Origin of the sequence: Aminobacter anthyllidis, assembly GCF_018555685.1 — a bacterium.
GTDB lineage: Bacteria > Pseudomonadota > Alphaproteobacteria > Rhizobiales > Rhizobiaceae > Aminobacter > Aminobacter anthyllidis.
In genome coordinates this window covers 1-20,133 of the sequence record NZ_JAFLWW010000012.1, presented here as the reverse complement: position 1 = coordinate 20,133, position 20,133 = coordinate 1, and the positions used below count along the sequence as shown (strand labels likewise).

The window sequence follows — 20,133 nt, the reverse complement described above, 5'->3', positions numbered from 1 at the left end:
TTGATGGTAGCGACGGCATGGCGCGCCAGCCGACCCGGCGCTTCTGCGGCCGTTCGAAATCCTCACAGGCATCCCCGGTTTCGGCGAAGCCACCGCCTTTACAATCATCGCCGATATGCCGGAACTGAGTACGCTCGAGAACAGGCAGGCCGGCAGTCTCGTGGCGTTGCTTACTGCAACTCTCGCGCCCGCCCGGCGCCATTCCCAGTTTCCCAGATCGAATCGAAGTTGCGCAGCATCATCTCCAGGACACTGAAGGTTTGCTTTCCTTGTTGGGAAGTCAGGCGAGCGTCGATGTCGGGATAGATAAAGAAGGGAAGGGAAATTCGTTCAGCCGGACCAGGGTGCACGACCTGATGGGGCGTGCTCTTGAATCGGTCATCGCTCAAGGCCTGAAGCATGTCGCCCAGATTGACAACGAGACTGTCGGGCAAGCTCGGTGCCGGTGTCCAACGCCCGCCGAGCCACACCTGCAAGGAGCGCGTGGGGAGTTCCTCCTGCAGCAGCAGCGTGAAGAACCCATTGTCGGTATGCTTTCCGGCCGTGCCCCCAGTAGACGGATACCGGATAACGCGCTGCAGGACCGTCGGCGGATTAAAATGGCGTCGAAACCAGCCTTCTTCCATTTCGAGCAGGTCAGCCAGCGCCATTCCGAGCTTCGGCACAACCGCGTTGACCACGGTAGCCTGCAAAGCAAGCAGGCTTCGAGCGAAACCAGGAGCCACCGCGTCATCCGGAAGGCGTGTGCAACCAGCAAACGGACGCTGGTCGCCTTCGTTCTCGATTCCGAGGTCGAACATTTCCTTCGGATCGGGGCCGGCCTCGGGATGTAACACCTCGCCGTACAACGGACTGTACCCACGCGCGGTAGCAGGGTATACGTCTTGGGCGGAGTGACCGTAGCGTTCCTTCGTCGCCTGTGGCAACGCGAAGAACTGCCGGGAAGCATGGATCGCTTCAGCGATCTGTTCTTTCGGGATTCCGTGCTCAAGGTAGAAGAACCCGTACTCCTCACAGGCTAGGCGTAGGCGCTCGCGCTCTTCGAGTCGGGTTGCATCGGCTGCCAGTTTTGCTAATGAGATTTGCGGTAGTGTGGTCATAGCTGCTGCTCCGTTTCTGCGCATGCCCTATCGGGCAATTTGAAAACCCAGTAATGCGCGCCTTCCTCCGCGATATATTTGCCGTCGTTTAGACATTGTGCCGTCACAAGTACGCCCGCATCCTGCAGACGCCGCACCTCATCTTCAAAGGATGTGGTCTCCGCATAGCTCTTGCGGGTGCTTACGATGATGAATCCGTTAGGGCGCGTGACGCGAGCTAGTTCGCGCAGTGCGTCCGGTCGGATGTGCCCGAGCGTGAAGACGCCGCAGCAGACCGTGATGTCATAGCTTGCGCTGGAGTACTCGGAGAGCGGCCCGTTAAGGTCGACATCGCCTTGGACATGGCGGTAGACGCCAGTTCCCCGGGCCTGTTCCGCCATCTCCTCGGAGAGGTCGATGCCGTCGATCAACCGGAAGCCGAGGCGTTTCAGTTCCACGCCCACGAGGCCCGTTCCGCAACCGGCGTCCAGGATTGCGATGGCAGGTCGCTCGCTGGCCAAATAGGCTGTTTGCACGGTGCCCGCCAGTTCCGCCACGATCATCGGCCCGCAGTACCCGTCGCGGCCAACATCCAGTTCGTAGGAACTGGCCCATCCGCGATAGAAGTGGGTCAAGCGATCGACGTCGCCGTCGAGGGCATGGGAATCCTTGATGCGCTTTCTTGCGGTTTGCTCCAGTGCCGTCTGGTGATCGAGGGTGTTCATGACAGTTCCTCCGTGTAGGGACAGATGAGATGCGGTATAGTCGTCAGCGGCGGCGCAATGGGACCAGCTAGATCAATGAGGTCCTCCTTGCCGTATTGCTGAGCATGGCTATCCGACCATGCGGAAGCGCCTACGCTCCAGGTGATAACGTCATGGATCAGGGCATCGCTCAGGCCCATGCCGCGTCCAAGATCAAACGCCTCATCAAGGATCAGGCGATTGACGTGGGTAAGCTCGCCGGCCAGAGACTCGAGCAAGCGTATCTGGATGTCGCTGAGCGTGACGTCCTCGAGCGGAAACACATGCTCGCGCTTCGGTTTGATCCGTCCGATAGGATCGGTGAGGAATTCGTGGTCTGGCGGATGCGCGTGGTTGGCACCGTACTTGGATGGTGCGCGATAGCCCGGCACTTGCAGTCGAACGCCGAAGCCCGCCTCCGCCAACTCGACAACTCGCAGATGATTGTCGTATCGGTCGAACTTCCGTCCCGCCTCGCTATAGCGCTTTTCGACCGCGCGCCCGATCGGCAGTCCCACGCGCAGTTCGTCGGCCAGTTGGACGGTCAAGCCCATATCCTTCACAGTGATCTCCAGAGTGCAAGAGCGATCGTAGCTGCCATCCAGGAGAAACGGGACGAACTGTTCGATTGCAACGGAGTTCGCGGACGAGGCGACAAACTTGCGCCACGCCTGCTGGGCTGGGACGCCCTCTCGCACGCTTTGGCAGAGGGCCTGGCCGCTCGCCACGGCTGCAGTATAAAAGAGCAGGTTCGTGAGCAATTTGACGGATTGGCCCTGACCGATATCACCTACATGGAAGGAGACGGCTCCCATGGTCTGCAACACCGTTTCGCGACGCACATAGGCTTCCAGTGGCCCGCCTACGAAGAAGCTGACATTGGCGAAATCGACCCCCATGTGGGACAAGTTGCTCACGGGCGCTTCCAGTGAATCCACGCCAATTGCTGCAGCCAGTCGGGCGATCTCGATCGTGTTGTGATAGTCGGTGGTGGACGTATCGATCCACACGCTGCCCGGTGGCATTCCGGCCAAGGCGCCTTGCTCGCCTGTCATGTTGTCAAAGACGTCGTGTGGCAGCGGCAGGCAGGTGATGACAATGTCGCAATCGCGGGAAGCGTTGCGCGGTGTGTCATGCAACCGGGCTCCCTTTTCCAGCTCTTGTTTCGCAGCTGCAGGATCGATGTCGTAGACCCCCACCTGATAGCCGGCTTGCAGGAGCTTGGCGATCATCGGCCGCCCCATGCTGCCGCTACCAATGAATCCGATGCGTTCGACGTTGCGGAAATGAGTTGAGCGCAAGGCGCATCCTCCAGTCTCTACAGCACACACGGAATTCCCTTTCACAGGTAAAGTCGTGTCCGGTGCCTGGATGCAGTCCCAATGGCACCGAGAAATAATAAGGCCTGATTTGTGGGGCAGCAATGCAGTGTATATTAAAATTATTGTAATACATATTGCATTTTCATTATTGTAAAATATCTATATTTTTAGCACATAACTACTTTATGAACATTAGATGAATGCCTTTACGTCTTTCCTTCAACCGCAGCCTGTTCGACGAAACGCCGAAAATGAGCCGAAACGCATTGAATTTCGCGCTGATGGCAGATGAAGGGGGGAAGCATCAGTCCGAAACGGGCCATTCGAAGAAGACTATTCTGGCCATCACGTCGAAGATGACGCGGTTGAATCCCGCGCGACTGAGGCGAGATGAGTGCCTCGACCGCTGTGCGGAAATCTAGCGCTTGCGGCAAACCGGGCCGTCGCCACGGCAATCGCTCCGTGCATGAGCACAAGCGTGAGGACTGCCGAGCGTCCCGCAAAGCCTTCGACGCGGGCCGGTTGAAGTTCTTCTCTGACTTGCAAGGCTTTGAGCGAGCGCGATGCCTTCCGGCGCTATCTGGCGCCGCTACGAAAGGCCGGCTGGTCATCTATGGTCCTCGACTATGTCAGCCGCTATACGCACCGCCTCGCCATTTCCAACAATCGCCTCGCCGCCATCGAGGATGGCAAAGTCGCCTTTCGCTGGAAGGACTATCGGCACGGCAGTGGCAGAAAGTCATGACCGTCACGGCCGATGAATTCATTCGCCGCTTCCTGCTACAGGTCCTGCTCGAGGGCTTCCATCGCATCCGCTACTACGGCCTCCTCGGCCTATCGCGCGCAAAAGCTCGCCTGCTGTCGTGACCAGCTCGGCATGCCAGTTCCCAAGCCGTCGGACAACCGATCCGCAAAGGACTATCGCGACCGCTACGAGGACCTCACTGGGCCATAGCGGCCACCCATGCCGGCGGCATAGTCCAACACGTTTTTAGCTCAGCGCCGCGATCCCAGTGCGCTCTCGCCATCCGACTTTCAGCGCGACGCCCGCTTCCGAGGCGTCTTAGCTCGATTGACCGGCCAGGCATTACCGTGTTGCAAAGTTCGGAGCTGCGAGGTCGTCAATCCGTTTGTATCGGCCAGCCACCATCTCGATAAATTGATAGAGAATAGCCGCCGTAGGTGCGTGTATGTGATGATCAAATATTGGAAGGCGTATAAGACGCTGGCCCCCTTCTTCCTGATAGAAAAACTGTGCGGATCGCTCCCCAGAGAGCTCAGAGAGCTTAATCCGGAAAATTTGATCCACTTCGTTTTGGTTGAGGCAGAAATTGGGTTCTTTTGCAGTTTGAAAAACGACCGGTGTGACGGCATAGCCAGATTGAGTCACGTAGAGGTCCAAAGTACCCAATACCTGATCTGCCGAAAGGTCCAGACCAATTTCTTCCATGCATTCCCGAATGACTGTGTCGACTGCGCCTTCCCCACTTCGATCCGCCCTCCCGGCAATGCGTATTGGCCTGCATGGGAACGCGTCTTGGGAGCAAAAAGGCGGTCTCGCCTGAATCATCGTCGGCCGCTACGCGAACGATTCCAACTGCTGCTCGTTTCAAGTTCTCTGGGTATAAAGTTTTCCGCGGTGCAAACTGTAAGAACATGGACCGGATATGGTCGGCAAGAGAAGGTGAAAATGGATATGTCGTCGTCAAAGCTAAGCCTCATTATTGCCTCCCGCGCCTGCTGAGGTCTGGCAGGTCCGCTTTTCGGTCCCAGGCCGGTGCCCATTGGAAACCACCCTACTAAAAAGATTCTTCCAGAGACGAACCTTACCGATATTCGCAGCGGAGGGACGCTCAACGCTATGCTCGCTTGGATGCGCGCCGCAGTGGTATGGTGCGACGCGCCGGGGTTACTGGCTCAATCGAGGCCCTTATAACGAGCTTGAGCGTGATCCAAAGCCGCCCGTAGGCCCTTCTCCACCGTCATCTTGGTGAGTTCGACGTATTCGGGGACCGGCTGTTGACCCAACACAGCTACCAGCTCCAGGTAATAGTCGGTCGCGGTTCTAAGCCCCTGCAGTTCGTAAAGGCGGTTGAGATACATCTTATGCATTCGCTGCATCTCTCGCGGAATTCTGGCCATCAGCGTGGCCTTACGCTTTGTTGCTTCGTGCAAGTCCGCAGGTTCCACCACCTCCGATATCAGGCCCAACACTTTCGCTTCGTGAGCGGGCACTTCGCGTCCGGTCAGCAGGAGGTCCTTCGCGGTCTTCATGTTCACAAGCCAAGGCATGAACAGACAATGAGCGGACAGGCCGTAGCGGACCTCGCTGTATCCCATCTTGGTATCGGAGGTCGCGATGGTGTAATCGCAAAACAGTGAGAACTCGAAGGCTTTGCCGATCGCATACTTGTGCACGGACGCAATCACCGGCTTGCTCAGGAGCCATGGAGTTATGAATTCCTCGAACTGGCGAATGTATTTCAATCGATAGGGGTAGATCGAGGACCGGTCGTCCTGGGCGTCTCCATCCAGGTCGTAGCCCCCCGAGAAGCCGCGGCCAGCGCCGCGTACCACGATTACGTTCACGTCCTCGTCTTGATCGGCACGGAGAAGAGCCGCTCGGAGTTCAAGGATCAGCTGTTCGCTCATGGCGTTGGCTTTTTCTGGGCGATTTAACGTCACCCAGCAAATATGCTCGGAATCGACCTCGTAGAGGATGTTTTCGTAATTCGTTGTGTCAGGGGTGATCTCTGGCATGTGACCTCGCTGAATGTAATGTTCCCGTCTGGTAGGCAATCCTACTCTGCAGGCGCGACTTCTCACCTAGCTGCGGCGCTGCGGCGAGATTGCATAGGGATAGCACCCATTTCAGCGGCGAGTGCCCGCAAAAAAGTAACCTGGCCGATGACTTTGTTTCAGGCAAATATGCTAGCATGAATTCATGTCCGCAAGCTGCGGCAGCTGGTGGATCGAGACGTTAGCTGACGCCCTTCCGCTACATTCCAAGTTCGGCTCGCCGAACGAGTATGGGATCTCACAGATCACCGGCTCCTTACGCTCCGGCTGAGCAGATGAGAGCCTTCGGCGAATGCTATCACGGGCCGGAAGCGTGCGCGACGGCCAACAAAATCGTCAGTGCTAAGCTGCCAGGGTATAGCGAACGCTGGTCGGGGCACGAACCGGCTCGGAGTAGCACGGGAAGCGCGGTGACCGATGTGGTTGGGGCCGGCCGAGCCAGCCGCCGGACGGATCCAATTCGCTCCAGGCCCTTGTTTGTCGGAAAGGATGCCCAGCCGCTACCCGTTTCAAGCCGCTGTGCGCGCGATGACTCCTGGGCGGGGCCGCGCGTCGACATTATCGATCAGACGCGTTTCTCCAAGCCAGGCAGCCGCAACCAGGCGTCCGGGTCTATCAAGTGTGCGCATCGGTGCGAGGTCCTCCTCAGCCCGCAGTTCGAGATACTCGATTCGGGAATATCCCTTCAAAATGCCCCGAACGGAATGCGCCGCATAGACCTTCGCTGAGGCCATTCACCGTAATAGTAGTGGCGAACCCCTCTGGGTACATCTCGGTGCCGTCCGGTAGATAAAGCAGGTGGATGCCCAGCAGCCCCAGCTTGGCGGCATCCTCGTCTTCCGTGCGCGGATATGCGGCGAGATCGGCCTGGCTGTTGAACTGCTTCGGGTTGACGAAGAGCGTGACGATCACTCGATCAACGCGCTCCAGTGCGGTCCTCGCCAGGCTGAGATGGCCCTCATGCAGGGCGCACATGGTCGGCACCATGGCGATGCGCCACCCCTCATCGCGCCAACTCGCCACTGTCTTGCGGAGGTCCGCGACTACTCGAGGCCGCGTCGCACGGCCTGGCCGTGCATGACCCGTCATCTCCAGTGTCACGCCGAGTGTCGAGGGCAGGCCGTGGAGCACCATGCCGACACTATCGCCAACAAGAACAATGTCGCCGTGGCGGTCAACCAGCTTCGCGATCGGCGTGGTATTTGAAGTCAGGCAGACGTCCCGCCCTTTCGCGCACGAATATCCGGCAGTGTGATCGACTTGGTATCACCAATTGCACTCAATAGAGGATGACTCCTTCCCCAGTTACCAGTCCGTGAATTTCGCGTTTGGCACACTGCTGGCACCGACGATTTTCGTGGAGAACCGAACTAAGTCGGTTCAGCTACGTTCTTAGCGAAACTCTGCCCAATCAGCGCAAACAATCCGGCTCCACAGATCAGGGCTGCACCCACGACGGTAGTGAACCTCGGCACTTCGTCGAAGAACAAAAATCCCCATAGTGGAACCCATATGATGGCGCTGTACTCGAAGACGGCGATGTTCCCCGCTGGGGCTAGTCGGTAAGCCTGGGCAAGCAATGTCATTCCGGCAGATGCGATTACGCCACAGCCGGCCATCAGCAACGTATCGTTGAGCGTTGGCCAGACCCATGGGCGCGTAAGGAAGGCAAGACTCGGGTGACCAGCATCTTCAAGGCCGCTTGAACTCACGAGAATGGCCAACACGGGCGCGCCAATGAGGAAGGCCAAATTCTGATAGAATGTGATAACCGCGGCGCTCTCGCTGTCGCCAAGTTTCCTCACCAGGATCTGGGCCGACGAGTAGAGGGCTGCAGCCAAGAGCGTTAACGCAGATGCCCATTCGAAGGCCGCAAGACCCGGTTCCAACGTGATGATCACGCCGATCAAACCCAGCACCAGAGCCATATAGGTGGTCTGGTGAGGTCGCTCACCGAGGAAAAGAATTCCTAGCCCCGCAATGATGAGTGGAGCGACAAAATAGAGCGCGATAGCATCGGCCAGAGGCATCGCTGCGATTGAAAGATAGTAGCAAAGGTATGCGCCTAGGAGGATCACTGCGCGAATGGTCAGCAGGCCGGCACGCTTTGAAAGAAGGAACCGAATACTCCCGGTCGCACGCACCAACACCACCAGTATGGGCAATGCGACAATTGATCGAACCGTTATCGCTTGGGTGACCGAATACGTGTCCGAGAGCCCTTTCAAAATCGCGTCCTGCAGCGAGAAAATGAGAACGCCTAGGCAAAGAAAGCCTGTAGCTGCTAAGGGATTCTTCTGCATGGGGTGCCCCGCTTGAGACGACGCAGCCAGCGCCGATTCGGTGGTCTCGATTGGGCCTGCACAACTGCACATGTAATCCACCAGTCCGCCCCACTCCCCGGCCGGGTACCTTCTCGACGGTGCCGGTACGCCTCAAGGACTCAATTGCTAGACTTCGCCGCGTTAGCAAACTGCAATCGGGTGGTTTACAGTTTGAAGACACCATCCTTCATTCGGACGGTTCAGTGCAGACGCTATCATGTGCCCCAGGCCCGACAGTCGCGCAAAAAACTCATCTGCCGCATGACATTATTTCAACCTTCGGCTGACCTTGCCAGGATGTAGTGGGTGGGCCACCGCAGACTGAGCTCGCAACATCGGTTGTCGACTTCGGGTGGCTACGCAAACCGCAGTTCCAAGCTTGGTGGCCTACAGGGGAACCTCCCCACCGGCAGGGCTTTTTGAACCCCGGAAGAGCTGATTGTACCCACCGCCGCAGCGTATCATGGTACCTCCTGCGCTATACTGTGATTATTCGTGGAATAGGGATCCTGTTCGAGGGGTCATTTTCATCCAAACTGGTTCCCGATACCGGCGGTTCCTGGCTACCGTGCCGTTGGCCGCGATGCAGGGACAGCGATTCTCCTAGCTGCGACCTGAACTGTTGAGGTGTACGCAGGTACTGAAGGCGAAAGACGCGGCTCAGGTGCGAACCGTCGCAGAAGCCGCATTCCAGGGCGATGCTTGAAATCGACCTGTCGGTTCTCTGCAAAAGATGGCGAGCGTGAGCGAGCCGTATCTGGATGTAGACCGCCTGAGGCGAGGTATGGAGTTCCGATCGAAAGCGGCGCTCGACCAGTCGTTTGCTTGTGCTGAGCTTGTCGGCTATCCGGCCGATAGTCAGCGGAACCTCAAGGTGGTGCTGCATAAGCAGCACTGCGCGTTTCAGGATTTCGTCTCGGACGACAACCTCAAGGCGTCCGGTCGGCTGCGCCGTCTCACCCTTTGCCGCCTCGTTAAACATCATAATCCGCAAACTCTTGGAGGCCAGGGCTTTACCGAGATGCCTATCGACGAGGAAAGCGGCGAGATGCGCGGCGCTCGCGCCGCCCGAACAGGTCAGCCGGTCTCGATCGACAACGAAAATTTGGTCGGAAACGGCTTGGAGACCGTCGAAAAGCCGCAGGAAATCCGAATTGTGGAACCAGCTCACGCAACACTTGTAGCCGTGCATCAGACCGGCCCGGTGCAATATGAACGAGCCAGTGCACAGACCCACGAGCGGTATGCCTACCTCGGCAGCGTGTCGAAGATGGTCGTAGAACCGCGCGTCGACCAGGAGGCTGTCCTCTTCGAGAACCCCGCCAACAACCACTAGGTAATCGAAGCGGCGAAGGTCTCCGATCCGTTCGTGGGGAGAGATAGCAACGCCGCAGCTGGACAGGATCGGCGACATGTCAGGCGAGATAATCCGCCACTGACAGTGGATCGGGCGGCTGCGGTCCCCTTCGTCGGCGGCCAGGCGCAGCACGTCAACGAAATTTGCAAACGCCCCCAGGGTGAACCGATGGAGCAGGAGAAACCCGACGGATAACGGGGCAGGGTTGCGCCTTGGCCTTTGAGCCTGATTATTGGTGAAGAAATCACCGTGTCGCATATGTACTGCCATGCTGACGCAACCGTCCTTTCGCCGACTTTCCCTTTCGATCAGATGAAGGCGCGGGCGGGCTATCCCTCGTCGCTAAGAGAACAAGGCGGAGAGTCTGACTATGGTCCACCACTGGTCCCAGGGTGTTTGGGCATCCGCTTCTGCCATCGAACCGATTACTGTCGCACTCTACTTGGCGCCCGGATTCGAACTTCTCGCCGTGGCGTCGGCCTTGGACGTCTTCCGCCTCACCAACAAAGCGGCCGGACGTGAAGCCTTTCGCTGGCGTATTGTTTCCCACCTGGGTGGAGCCGTGAGGGCGAGCTGCGGCATCTTTGTCGCAGCGGACGCCGACTTGGCACAGGAGCGCAGGTATCTGATGCAGCCTGAACGCCCGGTACTGGCTCTGGTCTTCGGTGATGAGCCTGATGGAGGACCTGAAACCAAGGTGCTTAGCGCATGGTTGCGCGAATGTCGGCAGCGCCGCATTGGGACGGGCGCGTTTGAAAACGGTGTCACTGCTTTGGCCAAAGCCGGCCTGCTCAATGACCGCAAGTGCGCCGTCCATTGGGAGGCCCTGCCGGGGTTCAAGGAGCGGTTCATGCGCATTGAGGCGGCAGCCACCGTTTACGAGGTCGACAACAACATCTGGAGCTGCGCCGGGGGCACGGCAGCCTTCGATATGATGATCGAGCTTGTGAAATATCATTGCGGCGAACCTGTCGCGGTGAGTGCTGCGGAGTTGGCCGTTGCGGGCCGTGTCCGCACAGGCGAGGAGCGCCAGCGGCTGCCGCTTCTGCGTCAGCATGGCAGGCTCAACCCCACGGTCGTGAAGCTCATCGAATTGATGCAGAGGAATTTGGCAGCCCCGCTGACCATGGCGGACCTTGCGGCGGCTGCAGGGCTGTCGCGGCGGCAGGTGGAACGCCTCTTCCGCAATGATATCGGTCGCTCTCCCTGCCGCTACTTCCGGGAATTGCGATTGGAACACGCGAAGCTCCTGCTTGCCCAGTCGGCGATGCCAGTTCTGGAAATCGCGGTATCCTGTGGCTTCGTGTCCGCCTCCCACTTTTCGAGGTGTTTCCGCCAGGCGCATCAGATAGCGCCTCACAAAGCCCGAAATCTTCCGGCCGGGAGATTTCTCGGCGTGCCAACGGCACGACCTGCGACCGCCGATACGCACCCTGATTTGGATCTGCACCAAAATCGGAGCATGACATTATGCCGATAAGGTCAATAGCCGTCCTCCCGGTTGAACAGCGGAAAGACCTCAAGCCCGCGCTCAAGACGGCGCACGTTGTTGGCGATCACGGCTACAGCGCTCGATGCAAATGTGGCCCCCGACATATGCGGCGTCACGAACACCTTGGGGTGGGACCAATAGCGATGCGAGACCGGAAGCGGTTCTTGGGCGAATGCATCTAGGGCGGCGCCGGCGAGATGGCCGCGGTCGAGAGCGTCAAGCAGGGACTCGTCATGGACGACAGCGCCGCGGCTAATGTTAACAAAAAAGCTGCCGGGGGGCATGACCGAGAAGATCTTCTCATCGAGAAAGTGCCGCGTCTTCGGGGATAGCGGGAGAGCGTTGATGACGACATCGATACGGCTCAGGAACTCTGGGAGGGTATCCGTTCCGGAATAGCAGTCGATCCCGTCGATCTGTCGCGCGCTGCGATCCCACCCGCTGACCGCGTATCCAAAATCGCGCATGCGGCTGGCGACTTCGGTGCCGATGCGACCCAAACCGAACACGCCCGCGTGAAACTCTTTCGTGGGGACGATTTGCTTGCGATGCCAGATCCGGTCTTTCTGCTGGGATCGGTAGTCCGCGTAGCGCCGGTGAAACGTCAGTACCCAGTAGAGGGCGTGGGCCGCCATGTCGCAGGCGACGGCCGGATCGGCGAGGAGAATCACCGGGACGTCGGGCAAGCTTGTATCAGCCACGAAATGCTCGGCACCGGCGCCGAGCGAGAAAATTGCCTTGAGATTCGGATAGCGGTTAAGATCGCCCGCGGGGTGGTTCCAGACCATCGCATAGACGACTTCATTGGGGTCGATCGGTTCACCGAACAGTTTGACCGGCAATTCAGGAAGCTGGCGGCAGATTTCCCTTCGCCAGCTTTCATTGTCGTAGCCATGGTTATTCAAAAGGATGGTCATCGGTTCGGGTGCCCCCGGCTGGAAGAAATTCGGCTCGCACGGAAGGAACGGCGGGTCGTTCGACCTCCGTGCGGGCGTTGAGGATGTTAGGCACTGGAATCCCGGCCAGTGTCTGCCCCGGGATTCAAGTTGTCGGTTTAATAGCGATAAGAAGGATCGACCCGATCGCACTGGCGCAACAGCGCTGGCCATTCATATTTACCGAGCGGGAAATCGTCATACTGGCGATGCGCCAGCCGCCAGATGTCTTCGCGGCTTTTGTCGAGCTTGAGGCCCGTGGAATAGGCATCGATCAGCACCCGGCACGCACGGACCGTATAATATAGGTTCATGAAAGCTTCGCCGGCGTTAGCGCCGACCGCAAGGAACCCATGGTTCTTCATGATCAGGCATTTCTTGCCTTCGATGTTTTTAGCGAGACGATCCCGCTCCTCAAGGGTCAGCGACAGGCCTTCCCAGTCATGGTAGCCGATGTCGCCCCACAGCATCGAGCCGTCCTGAGTCAGGAACTCCAGGCCATCCTGTAGCGCCGTGATGGCGAGACCTGCCGGCGCGTGACTGTGGAACACCACCTTCATGTCGTGATGGGTGTTGTGGATTGCTGAGTGGATGACGAAACCGGCGGTGTTGACGTCCGGCGGGCCATACAGAACCTTACCCTGCTCGTCGACCTTGATCAGGTTCGACGCCGTGACCTCGTTGTAGAGCAGGCCGAAGCGGTTCAGGAGGAACTGGTGATCGGTGCCGGGAACGCGCATCGTGATGTGGTTCCAGATCAGATCATCGTAGCCGTACATGTTGGCAAGGCGATAGAGGGCCGCAAGGTCCACTCGCGCGTCCCATTCTTCCTTGGAGATGTTGGCATGGCCACCCTGGACACTGAAGTCCTCGGCTTTCAACTCGTATGCCATTGGCAATCCTTTCACTAATCACGTTGTCAGGCGGAACGGAGAAACGTGCCGTTTTGCTCCTCCAGGAGCTTCACGGCCATGAGATGGTTCTGGTGAAACCCGTACTGGTCGACTGCTTTCTTGTAGATCGCCTCAACCTGTTCGCACATGGGTAACGTGGCGCCGACCGACCTTGCCAGTTCCAGGGTCAGGGCCATGTCTTTGTGCGCGAGCCCCAGTGCGAAGCCGGGATCGTAACTGCCGTCGAGAATAGCCGGACCGTAGCGGTCCGCGACGTAACTTGCACCGGTGCTGCCCTGGATGATGCCCAGCATGATGTGAGCAGGAACCCCACCTTTTACCCCCAGCATCAAGGCCTCGCTAAGCGCCACCGAGTTGAGATAGCAGAGTACCACTTGTGCAATCTTGGCCACATAGCCCGCCCCGTGGGGGCCAAGGTGCATGACCCGGTTGCCTATCTTCTCCAGGATCGGCTTGCAGCGTGCAAATACCTGAGCGTCTCCGCCGACCATGATCATCAGCGTTCCGGCAGCTGCTCCTTCAATCCCCCCGGTAACCGGCGCGTCCAGGAAATCGATTTCGCGGGCTGCGGCGGCGGCGCGGATGCGGCTCTCGCATTCGAGATTGTTGGTTGAAAGGTCTATCCAGACCGCGCCTCTCGGCAGCGCCCCCAGGATGCCCTCATCAGATAACGCGACGGCTTCGATGATCTTGGGGTTTGGCAGTGATGTAAAGGCAATATCGGCGCCGGAAGCCGCCTCGGCAGCCGTTGCGGCTGCCAAGATTGCCTGGTTGGCGGCTGCCGCTCCTGCCGCTTGCACGGCCTCGACCTTGTTTGAATCGAGGTCGAAAAGGGCAAGCTCGTAACCGGCGCGTGCCAGGTTGTTGGCCATTGGCCCGCCCATATTGCCCAACCCGATGAATGCAATCCGCATAGATATCTCCGATTTAGCCAGCCCGCCCGTTTCGGCATGCGGCTGGCGCAGTTTTGACTGGATCCGGTCAGACACTCTTTCTCACCCTAATTGACGTGGCAAACGAATATAATTAGGGAGTCATATCGAAGAATTCGATTTAAAGGTCATTTTCTTGAACATCGAGCACATCAGGGCGTTTCTGGAAGTAAGCACGACCGGTAGTTTCCAGCACGCTGCCGACCAGCTTAACGTCACCCAGTCGACCATTAGTGCGCGGATAAAGGCGCTTGAACGGCGGCTTAACCGCCAGTTGTTTCACCGCAAGCGCAACGGAGTGTCGCTTACCACGGGCGGTCATCAGTTCCATGCGAGCGCGGTGAGCATCGTACGCGCCTGGGAACGCGGTCAACAGGTCGCCACGCTGCCGGAAGGCCTTAATGCCTTCGTCACCTTGGGGGTCGAGGATAACCATTGGCCCCGCGTCGTGCCGGGCTGGCTAGAACGGATGGCCAAGGCTTTACCCGATGGCGTGGCAAGCGCGATCAGCGAGCGCTCGGATATTCTTATGGAGAAGCTGCGAGCCGGATTGCTCGACATTGCTGTGCTTTACGACCCGCGGCACTGCGCGGAGGCGCGTATCGAGCCGCTCATCAGCGAAGAACTCGTAATGGTTTCGACGAAGCCACGTGTGGTTCAAAGCGGGGTTGTTCCTGGCTACGTCTTCGTGGATTGGGGTGAAACGTTCCGGGCCCAGCACAGCATGCATTTTCCGGGAGTCTTCAGCCACAAACTCACGATCCGCAGCTCCGCGGTGGCCATGGATCACATTCTGGCCAGCGGTGGTTCGGGCTATTTCCTAGCCGAGTCCGTCGCGCCGCTGGTCAAATCCGGTAGCTTGCACGTGGTCGAAGGCGCGCCTCGCTTTCAGCGAACAGTGTTTGTCGCGTTTCGCATCGATGTGATAGCGCCGGATTCTGTCAAAACCGCTGTCGACGCCTTGCGCGACGCGATCGCTGACCCCTCAAACAGATCAAAGAAATCCCATGAAAATCACGGCGTTGAAGACCCGACTGACGGATGTGCCATTTTCCAAGCCGATTACGACGGCCATCCACAATATGCGCTCGGTCGGATGCCTTCTCGTCTATCTGGAAACTGATGTTGGGCTGGTGGGCCAGAGTTATATCTTCACCTTGAACGCCGTCCGGTTGAAAGCCTTCGACGAGATGGTGCGCGGCTTTTCGCATCGTATCGTGGGCCAGGATCCCCACTACGTAACGGCGATCAACTCAGCTATCTGGTCGGAAATCAATCCAACCGGCTATGCCGGCGTTACAATCTCGGCGCTTTCCGTGCTCGACACGGCCTGCTGGGATCTCGTCGGCAAAAGCGCTGAACGACCACTGCATCATCTCTTCGGAGCGTGCCGGGACCGCATCCGCACATACGCAAGCGGCGGCCTCTGGCTTTCCCAGAGCATTGACGAACTGGTCAATGAGGCGGCGACGTTTCTGAACCAGGGGTTCCGGGCGATGAAGGTGCGCGTCGGCAACAAAGACCCGCGAATGGATTTCGAGCGTGTCAAGGCAGTCCGGGAGGCGGTCGGACCCTCCATCGAAATCCTGACGGACGCCAACCAGGCGCTCACGCCAAAGCAGGCGATCCGTCTTGGTAGGATGCTTGAGGAGCTCGACATCGGCTGGCTCGAGGAGCCTGTATCTGTCCATGACCTCGTGGGTCAGGCCGAAGTCCGTAATGCGCTCGATATGCCGATTGCTTCCGGTGAGACGGAGTGGACACGCTTCGGCATCCGCAACACTATTGAGGCTCGCGCCGCGGATGTGTTGATGCCGGACCTACAGCGCATTGGCGGACTCACTGAAATGCGTCGCGTGGCGGCCCTAGCGGAATCGTACTGCCTGCCGATTTCCACTCACATTTTCACCGAGCACAGCCTGTGCATTGCTGGTTCTGCCGCCAATTGCATCTCCGTGGAGCACATGCCGTGGTATGCCCCGCTGTTTCGCGAGGAGATGGAAATCAAGGATGGCGACATCCTCATACCTACCCGTCCGGGCACCGGTTTCATGTTTGATGAGGCCGCTGTGGAGCGCTTCGCCATCGATTGATTGGGCATCTCTGCATCGGAAAATTCGATGTCAGGGTCGAATTATATTCGTTAGTTCAATGGTTGGTGTTCCTATAATTCTGATGTGGGGAACCGCCCTGGCAACCTCCTGGGTGCCGGGACATCGCCTGGAATTGGAACACCAACAGGAGAAAACAATGCTCTCACACACGCTAAAACTCACTGTCGCAGCATTTATCGCTACCATCGCGGCGACCGCGGCCGAAGCGAAATGCGGCGACGTCACCATCACTGAGATGAATTGGGCCTCGGGCTCCATCGTCACGGCGGTCTCCAAGTTCCTGATGGAGCAGGGATACGGCTGCAAGGTAACCGTTGTCCCATCGGCTACCGCTACCGCAGTCACCTCGGTTGCAGAGACCGGCCGCCCAGACATTGTCACCGAACTCTGGCTCAACGGCGCGCCGGCCTATCCAGGCTTGGTGGCCGCCGGTAAAGTCAAGACATTGGGCCATGTCCTGTCTGATGGCGGCATCGATGCGTGGTGGGTCCCGCAGTACCTGGTGGATGAACATCCCGAATTGGCGAAGATCGATGGCATCCTGGCGCATCCCGACTGGGTCGGCGGTAAATTCCACAACTGCCCGGAAGGCTGGGGCTGCAAGGTTACCAACGAGCATCTGGCCGAAGCCTTCGATCTGAAAGGGCATGGGATTGAAGTCTTCAACCACGGTTCCGGCGAGACACTTGCGGCTGCCATTGCCGCAGCTAACGAAAACAAGCAGCCTTGGTTCGGCTACTATTGGGGTCCTACGTCGGTCCTCGGCAAATACAAGATGGTCAAGGTCGACATCGGCCCGTATGTGGCTGACATCCATGCCTGCAACGCCGTTGAGACCTGCAAGACGCCGGGCAAATCGGCTTACCCGCCGGCAGAGGTCGTGACCGCCGCGACAACGGATTTCGAAAAGCGTGAGCCGGAGATTGCCGACCTGATGTCGAAGGTCAGCTTCACCAATGCGCAGATGAGCGAGACCTTGGCTTGGCAGGACAGCAAGAAGGCATCAGCCGATGAATCGGCCGTTCACTTCCTGACGACCTACAAAACGGTGTGGGCAAACTGGCTCAGCCCCGAAGCCAAAGAAAAGCTGGCGGCGGTCCTGAAGTGAGAGCCAAACTCTCACTTCTCATGGGACTCCGCACCCTTGGGGCTGTGGGGCCCTAAAGACCGACGCGGTAACTGGCGAATGCTTGGCGGCATCTCCCGCACGTCGACAAGCAATTTCCATCAGTACCGGTGGCCGCGCCCTGATACGCGGGGCCGCCGAATCGCGGCAATTCAGGGCTAGACATGGCACCGTACGAAAAAGCTTTTGAGGCGCTGGGACTTTGGTCCTGGTGCGATGCCGGCGCCACCGGCGGTCCGATGTCGATGGACGATCTTTTAGCCAAGGCCGGGGCGGCGGGAAGCGACAACGCAGAATCGTTTCCTTTTCCATCGCTGGACGTCCTTCACAAGGCCTGCGGCGCCATCCCGCGCACCCGCGACATGACAGCCGGGCTGGAACGTCTGTTCCTTGATGTGAAAGACCCCGTGAAAGTCGTTCTGGACCCGGTTACGCAGCCACTGAGTTGGGCGCTGCGCAACGCCATCGACCTGATGCAGTCACTTCCGTGGTGGGCCGCGATCCTGATCCTGGTCGCCATCGCTCATTTCGCCGGACGTCGCATCGGCGTGACGGTCTTCGTGCTAATGGCGTTCCTAGGGTTGGCGTTCATCGACCATTTTGGTTACGCTATGCAGACCCTCGCTATCATCATGGTCTGCACATTTATCTGTGTCCTGTTCGGGGTGCCGATAGGCATTGCGATGTCACGCAGCAACCGATTGGAGCGCTGGTTAACGCCTTTTCTCGACCTGCTGCAGACGCTGCCGACCTTCGTCTACCTTATCCCGCTGATCTTCCTATTCAGCGTCACGGAGCCGAAGCTCTACGGTATCGCGATCATTCTCTATGCGATCGTGCCGTCGATCAGGCTAACAAACCTCGGGATACGGCTGGTGGACAAGGACGTTCTCGAGGCGGGGGAGGCGTTCGGCATGACCTCTTGGCAAAAGCTCTATCGCGTCCAGCTGCCCCTCGCGCTGCCGAACATCATGGCCGGTATCAACCAGACAATCATGTTATCGCTATCTATGGTCGTGATCGCTTCACTGGTCTCCGCACCCGGCCTTGGAACCCTTGTCCTTCGCGGCATCAACAAACTCGAACTCGGCGTCGGCCTAGTCGCGGGCCTCGGCATCGTGCTCCTGGCCATTGTTCTGGACCGGGTCAGCCGGGCAGCCCTCCAGCGCGTCAACAAGATGCACCAGTCGCGGACATGAGCATGACGGAGAGCTTCGTATCCATCCGCAACCTTTACAAGATCTTTGGCAACAATGCGCCGGCCATGGTGTCCTACGCGAAGGCGGGGATGCACAAGAAGGACATGCTGCAGGCCCATGGCCATGTGCTTGGGCTGCGCGACATCAATGTCGAGATCAAAAAAGGCGAGATCACGGTGATCATGGGGCTATCAGGCTCCGGAAAGTCAACCCTGATCCGTCACCTTAATCGCCTCGTTGACCCTACTGCGGGTGAGGTCATCGTCAACGGGACCGACATTATGAAGCTCGACCGGGTCAGGCTTCAACAGCTGCGCCGAACCCAGATGTCGATGGTCTTTCAAAAGTTTGCGTTACTTCCGCATGAGACAGTCCTAAGGAATGCCGGCATGCCATGCTCGGTGCGCGGGGACGGACGGGCCAAAACCGATGAGACGGCCCGCAAGTGGCTCAGAAGGGTCGGCCTCGCGGGCTCGGAGGCGCTATATCCCCACCAGCTCTCGGGAGGCATGCAGCAGCGCGTCGGCCTCGCGCGAGCGCTGACGTCCAACTCCGAGCTCATGCTCATGGACGAGGCCTATTCGGCGCTGGACCCGCTCATCCGGTCAAGCATGCAGGACCTTCTGCAGGAATTACAGAAGGACCTCCAGAAGACCGTAGTCTTCATCACCCATGACCTCGATGAGGCGCTCAAGCTCGCCGACCATCTGGTGATCCTGAAGGACGGGGAAATCGTGCAGCAAGGGGAACCACAATACATCCTCCTCAACCCGGCCGACCCTTACATTGAAGACTTCGTCAGCGACATCAACCGAGCCCGGGTGCTTCGCGTCCGATCGGTAATGGAAAAGACTATCGCCGAGGATGATGGCTATGAAGTTCTCGACGGGGACGAAACCCTGGAGCGGGCGATCCTGCGATCCCACGGTGCCGCCGACAAGTCATTTGCGGTGCACTCGGACGGGACCCGGGTGGGCACTCTCAAGATGACTGACGTTCTAAAGGCCCTCGTACCCACAGCGGCGACAGGACGAAATCACAGCAACGTTTAGATCAGGATCACGACGATGGGATTTCCTTGGCGCTCTTCAACCGAATGGACCTCACTGTTGCCGCGAAAATGCCGTACGCCCTGGCTAAGAAAATATTTGCAGCGGCTTTTCACGCGACGCTCGGGAAAATGACGAATATGAACCCTTTGATCACAGCCTGCGGGGCCCTGCTTTTAGGCATCGTCTCGGAAATCATCGGTTCATCGCTGTTGCCCAAAACGCAGCAATTCACGAAGTTTGGTCCCACAGTAAGCGGTGCGCCAAGGCACCTGTCCCGAAATCGTCTTGATGGTTAGATCGATCGTTGGTCGGCGCGCCGGCGTCGATCACTTCGGATCGTCATAACGGGTGACGTAGTGGAGTTCGCGCAGGGCGGGGATGACGAGGGCGATGTCTTTGTACGCCTCGTGCTCGATGAAGCGCGCGGTCTCGGGCCCCGGCCTGGGCTTGCCGAGGACGGGCCTGCCCTTTTTGTCGACGCAGTAGATCAGGATCGGCAGCAGCAGACCGTGGTTGGGGTTGTTGAGGTCGAGTAGCGATTTCCATTTTTTGATGTTGAGATTGATGGCCGCGTAGAACCCCTGGCACCACGGCCGCGGGTCGATGCCGCCGCTGGGCTTGGTGGTGAAGCGGGGCGCATAATCCTGTGGTCTGTCGAACAGCGTCTCGTTGATCCGGTTGTGGATCCTGGCGACGCTGGCAAACACGGCTTGATCGGTTGCAGAGCCTTTGGCCAGGACGTCGC

21 protein-coding genes and 2 pseudogenes are annotated in these 20,133 nt (G+C 58.6%); 9 read left to right on the top strand and 14 right to left on the bottom strand.

The features are described from left to right. Positions 1–170: 170 nt before the first annotated feature. Genes J1C56_RS28350 through J1C56_RS28340 form a run of 3 tightly spaced genes read right to left on the bottom strand, consistent with a single transcriptional unit; the run spans position 171 to position 3,123 of the window. The gene (locus J1C56_RS28350) at positions 171–1,100 is read right to left on the bottom strand and encodes a 2-oxoglutarate and iron-dependent oxygenase domain-containing protein (RefSeq protein ID WP_214393334.1); all 930 of its coding nucleotides are present in this window, start codon (positions 1,098–1,100) and stop codon (positions 171–173) included. Continuing rightward, complete coding sequence (locus J1C56_RS28345; protein WP_214393333.1) at positions 1,097–1,804, bottom strand: class I SAM-dependent DNA methyltransferase; 708 nt, start codon at positions 1,802–1,804, stop codon at positions 1,097–1,099. Before J1C56_RS28345 ends, J1C56_RS28350 begins: the two co-directional genes overlap by 4 nt. Then, positions 1,801–3,123, bottom strand: coding sequence for an NAD(P)-dependent oxidoreductase (locus tag J1C56_RS28340; RefSeq protein WP_246592062.1), 1,323 nt, complete (start codon positions 3,121–3,123; stop codon positions 1,801–1,803). Before J1C56_RS28340 ends, J1C56_RS28345 begins: the two co-directional genes overlap by 4 nt. A gap of 221 nt (positions 3,124–3,344) precedes the next feature. On the opposite strand from J1C56_RS28340, the gene J1C56_RS28335 reads away from it, so the two are divergent. Together J1C56_RS28335 and J1C56_RS33775 are read left to right on the top strand one after the other, a co-directional pair. Beyond that, on the top strand, positions 3,345–3,566 hold the full coding sequence (locus J1C56_RS28335) for a hypothetical protein (RefSeq protein WP_214393332.1): 222 nt from the start codon (positions 3,345–3,347) through the stop codon (positions 3,564–3,566). A gap of 79 nt (positions 3,567–3,645) precedes the next feature. Beyond that, a pseudogene (locus J1C56_RS33775) lies at positions 3,646–4,093 on the top strand (transposase); the annotation flags it as partial. 138 nt (positions 4,094–4,231) lie between these two features. Here the strand turns inward: J1C56_RS33775 and J1C56_RS28325 are convergent. The 7 genes and pseudogenes from J1C56_RS28325 to J1C56_RS28300 form a co-directional block, all read right to left on the bottom strand. Next, a complete protein-coding gene (locus J1C56_RS28325) occupies positions 4,232–4,594 on the bottom strand; it encodes an NUDIX hydrolase (protein WP_246592061.1) in 363 nt (120 codons plus the stop codon). Positions 4,595–5,061: 467 nt separating this feature from the next. After that, the gene (locus J1C56_RS28320; RefSeq protein WP_214393330.1) at positions 5,062–5,904 is read right to left on the bottom strand and encodes an enoyl-CoA hydratase/isomerase family protein; all 843 of its coding nucleotides are present in this window, start codon (positions 5,902–5,904) and stop codon (positions 5,062–5,064) included. Between the two features lie 548 nt (positions 5,905–6,452). Continuing rightward, on the bottom strand, positions 6,453–6,572 hold the full coding sequence (locus tag J1C56_RS33925) for a hypothetical protein (RefSeq protein ID WP_476561159.1): 120 nt from the start codon (positions 6,570–6,572) through the stop codon (positions 6,453–6,455). 16 nt (positions 6,573–6,588) lie between these two features. After that, positions 6,589–6,930 (bottom strand): pantoate--beta-alanine ligase, encoded by a 342-nt coding sequence (locus J1C56_RS33920; protein WP_476561158.1) that lies wholly within the window; start codon positions 6,928–6,930, stop codon positions 6,589–6,591. Between the two features lie 105 nt (positions 6,931–7,035). Next, a pseudogene (locus J1C56_RS33770) lies at positions 7,036–7,104 on the bottom strand (hypothetical protein); the annotation flags it as partial. 209 nt (positions 7,105–7,313) lie between these two features. Then, positions 7,314–8,246, bottom strand: a complete 933-nt coding sequence (locus J1C56_RS28305; RefSeq protein WP_214393329.1) for a DMT family transporter — start codon at positions 8,244–8,246, stop codon at positions 7,314–7,316. A gap of 499 nt (positions 8,247–8,745) precedes the next feature. Next, positions 8,746–9,681: a GlxA family transcriptional regulator gene (locus J1C56_RS28300; RefSeq protein WP_338001525.1), complete on the bottom strand. Its 936-nt coding sequence runs from the start codon at positions 9,679–9,681 to the stop codon at positions 8,746–8,748. A gap of 313 nt (positions 9,682–9,994) precedes the next feature. On the opposite strand from J1C56_RS28300, the gene J1C56_RS28295 reads away from it, so the two are divergent. Further along, positions 9,995–11,104, top strand: a complete 1,110-nt coding sequence (locus J1C56_RS28295) for a GlxA family transcriptional regulator (protein ID WP_214393328.1) — start codon at positions 9,995–9,997, stop codon at positions 11,102–11,104. A 2-nt stretch (positions 11,105–11,106) separates the two neighbouring features. On the opposite strand, the gene J1C56_RS28290 is transcribed toward J1C56_RS28295, so the two are convergent. The 3 genes from J1C56_RS28290 to J1C56_RS28280 all read right to left on the bottom strand — a co-directional run bounded on the left by J1C56_RS28290 (position 11,107) and on the right by J1C56_RS28280 (position 13,954). After that, positions 11,107–12,033: a 2-hydroxyacid dehydrogenase gene (locus J1C56_RS28290; RefSeq protein WP_214393327.1), complete on the bottom strand. Its 927-nt coding sequence runs from the start codon at positions 12,031–12,033 to the stop codon at positions 11,107–11,109. A 137-nt stretch (positions 12,034–12,170) separates the two neighbouring features. Continuing rightward, positions 12,171–12,944: a class II aldolase/adducin family protein gene (locus J1C56_RS28285; RefSeq protein ID WP_214393326.1), complete on the bottom strand. Its 774-nt coding sequence runs from the start codon at positions 12,942–12,944 to the stop codon at positions 12,171–12,173. Between the two features lie 26 nt (positions 12,945–12,970). Next, positions 12,971–13,954, bottom strand: coding sequence for an NAD(P)-dependent oxidoreductase (locus J1C56_RS28280; RefSeq protein WP_338001519.1), 984 nt, complete (start codon positions 13,952–13,954; stop codon positions 12,971–12,973). A 79-nt stretch (positions 13,955–14,033) separates the two neighbouring features. On the opposite strand from J1C56_RS28280, the gene J1C56_RS28275 reads away from it, so the two are divergent. From J1C56_RS28275 to J1C56_RS28250, 6 genes are all read left to right on the top strand, one after another. Beyond that, complete coding sequence (locus tag J1C56_RS28275) at positions 14,034–15,020, top strand: LysR family transcriptional regulator (protein ID WP_246592060.1); 987 nt, start codon at positions 14,034–14,036, stop codon at positions 15,018–15,020. Next, on the top strand, positions 14,905–15,990 hold the full coding sequence (locus J1C56_RS28270) for a mandelate racemase/muconate lactonizing enzyme family protein (protein WP_214393325.1): 1,086 nt from the start codon (positions 14,905–14,907) through the stop codon (positions 15,988–15,990). The genes J1C56_RS28275 and J1C56_RS28270 overlap by 116 nt, the downstream gene beginning before the upstream one ends. Before the next feature lie 157 nt (positions 15,991–16,147). Continuing rightward, complete coding sequence (locus J1C56_RS28265; protein ID WP_214393324.1) at positions 16,148–17,119, top strand: ABC transporter substrate-binding protein; 972 nt, start codon at positions 16,148–16,150, stop codon at positions 17,117–17,119. A gap of 182 nt (positions 17,120–17,301) precedes the next feature. After that, on the top strand, positions 17,302–18,336 hold the full coding sequence (locus J1C56_RS28260; RefSeq protein ID WP_214393323.1) for an ABC transporter permease: 1,035 nt from the start codon (positions 17,302–17,304) through the stop codon (positions 18,334–18,336). Next, positions 18,333–19,388 carry a quaternary amine ABC transporter ATP-binding protein gene (locus tag J1C56_RS28255; RefSeq protein WP_214393322.1) on the top strand — a complete coding sequence of 352 codons (1,056 nt, stop codon included), beginning with the start codon at positions 18,333–18,335 and terminating at the stop codon, positions 19,386–19,388. The genes J1C56_RS28260 and J1C56_RS28255 overlap by 4 nt, the downstream gene beginning before the upstream one ends. 26 nt (positions 19,389–19,414) lie before the next feature. Continuing rightward, the gene (locus tag J1C56_RS28250) at positions 19,415–19,684 is read left to right on the top strand and encodes a hypothetical protein (RefSeq protein ID WP_214393321.1); all 270 of its coding nucleotides are present in this window, start codon (positions 19,415–19,417) and stop codon (positions 19,682–19,684) included. A 30-nt stretch (positions 19,685–19,714) separates the two neighbouring features. Here J1C56_RS28250 and J1C56_RS28245 read toward each other — a convergent pair. Beyond that, positions 19,715–20,133 (bottom strand): UPF0149 family protein (locus J1C56_RS28245; RefSeq protein ID WP_214393320.1); only part of this gene is annotated, 419 nt, incomplete at its 5' end.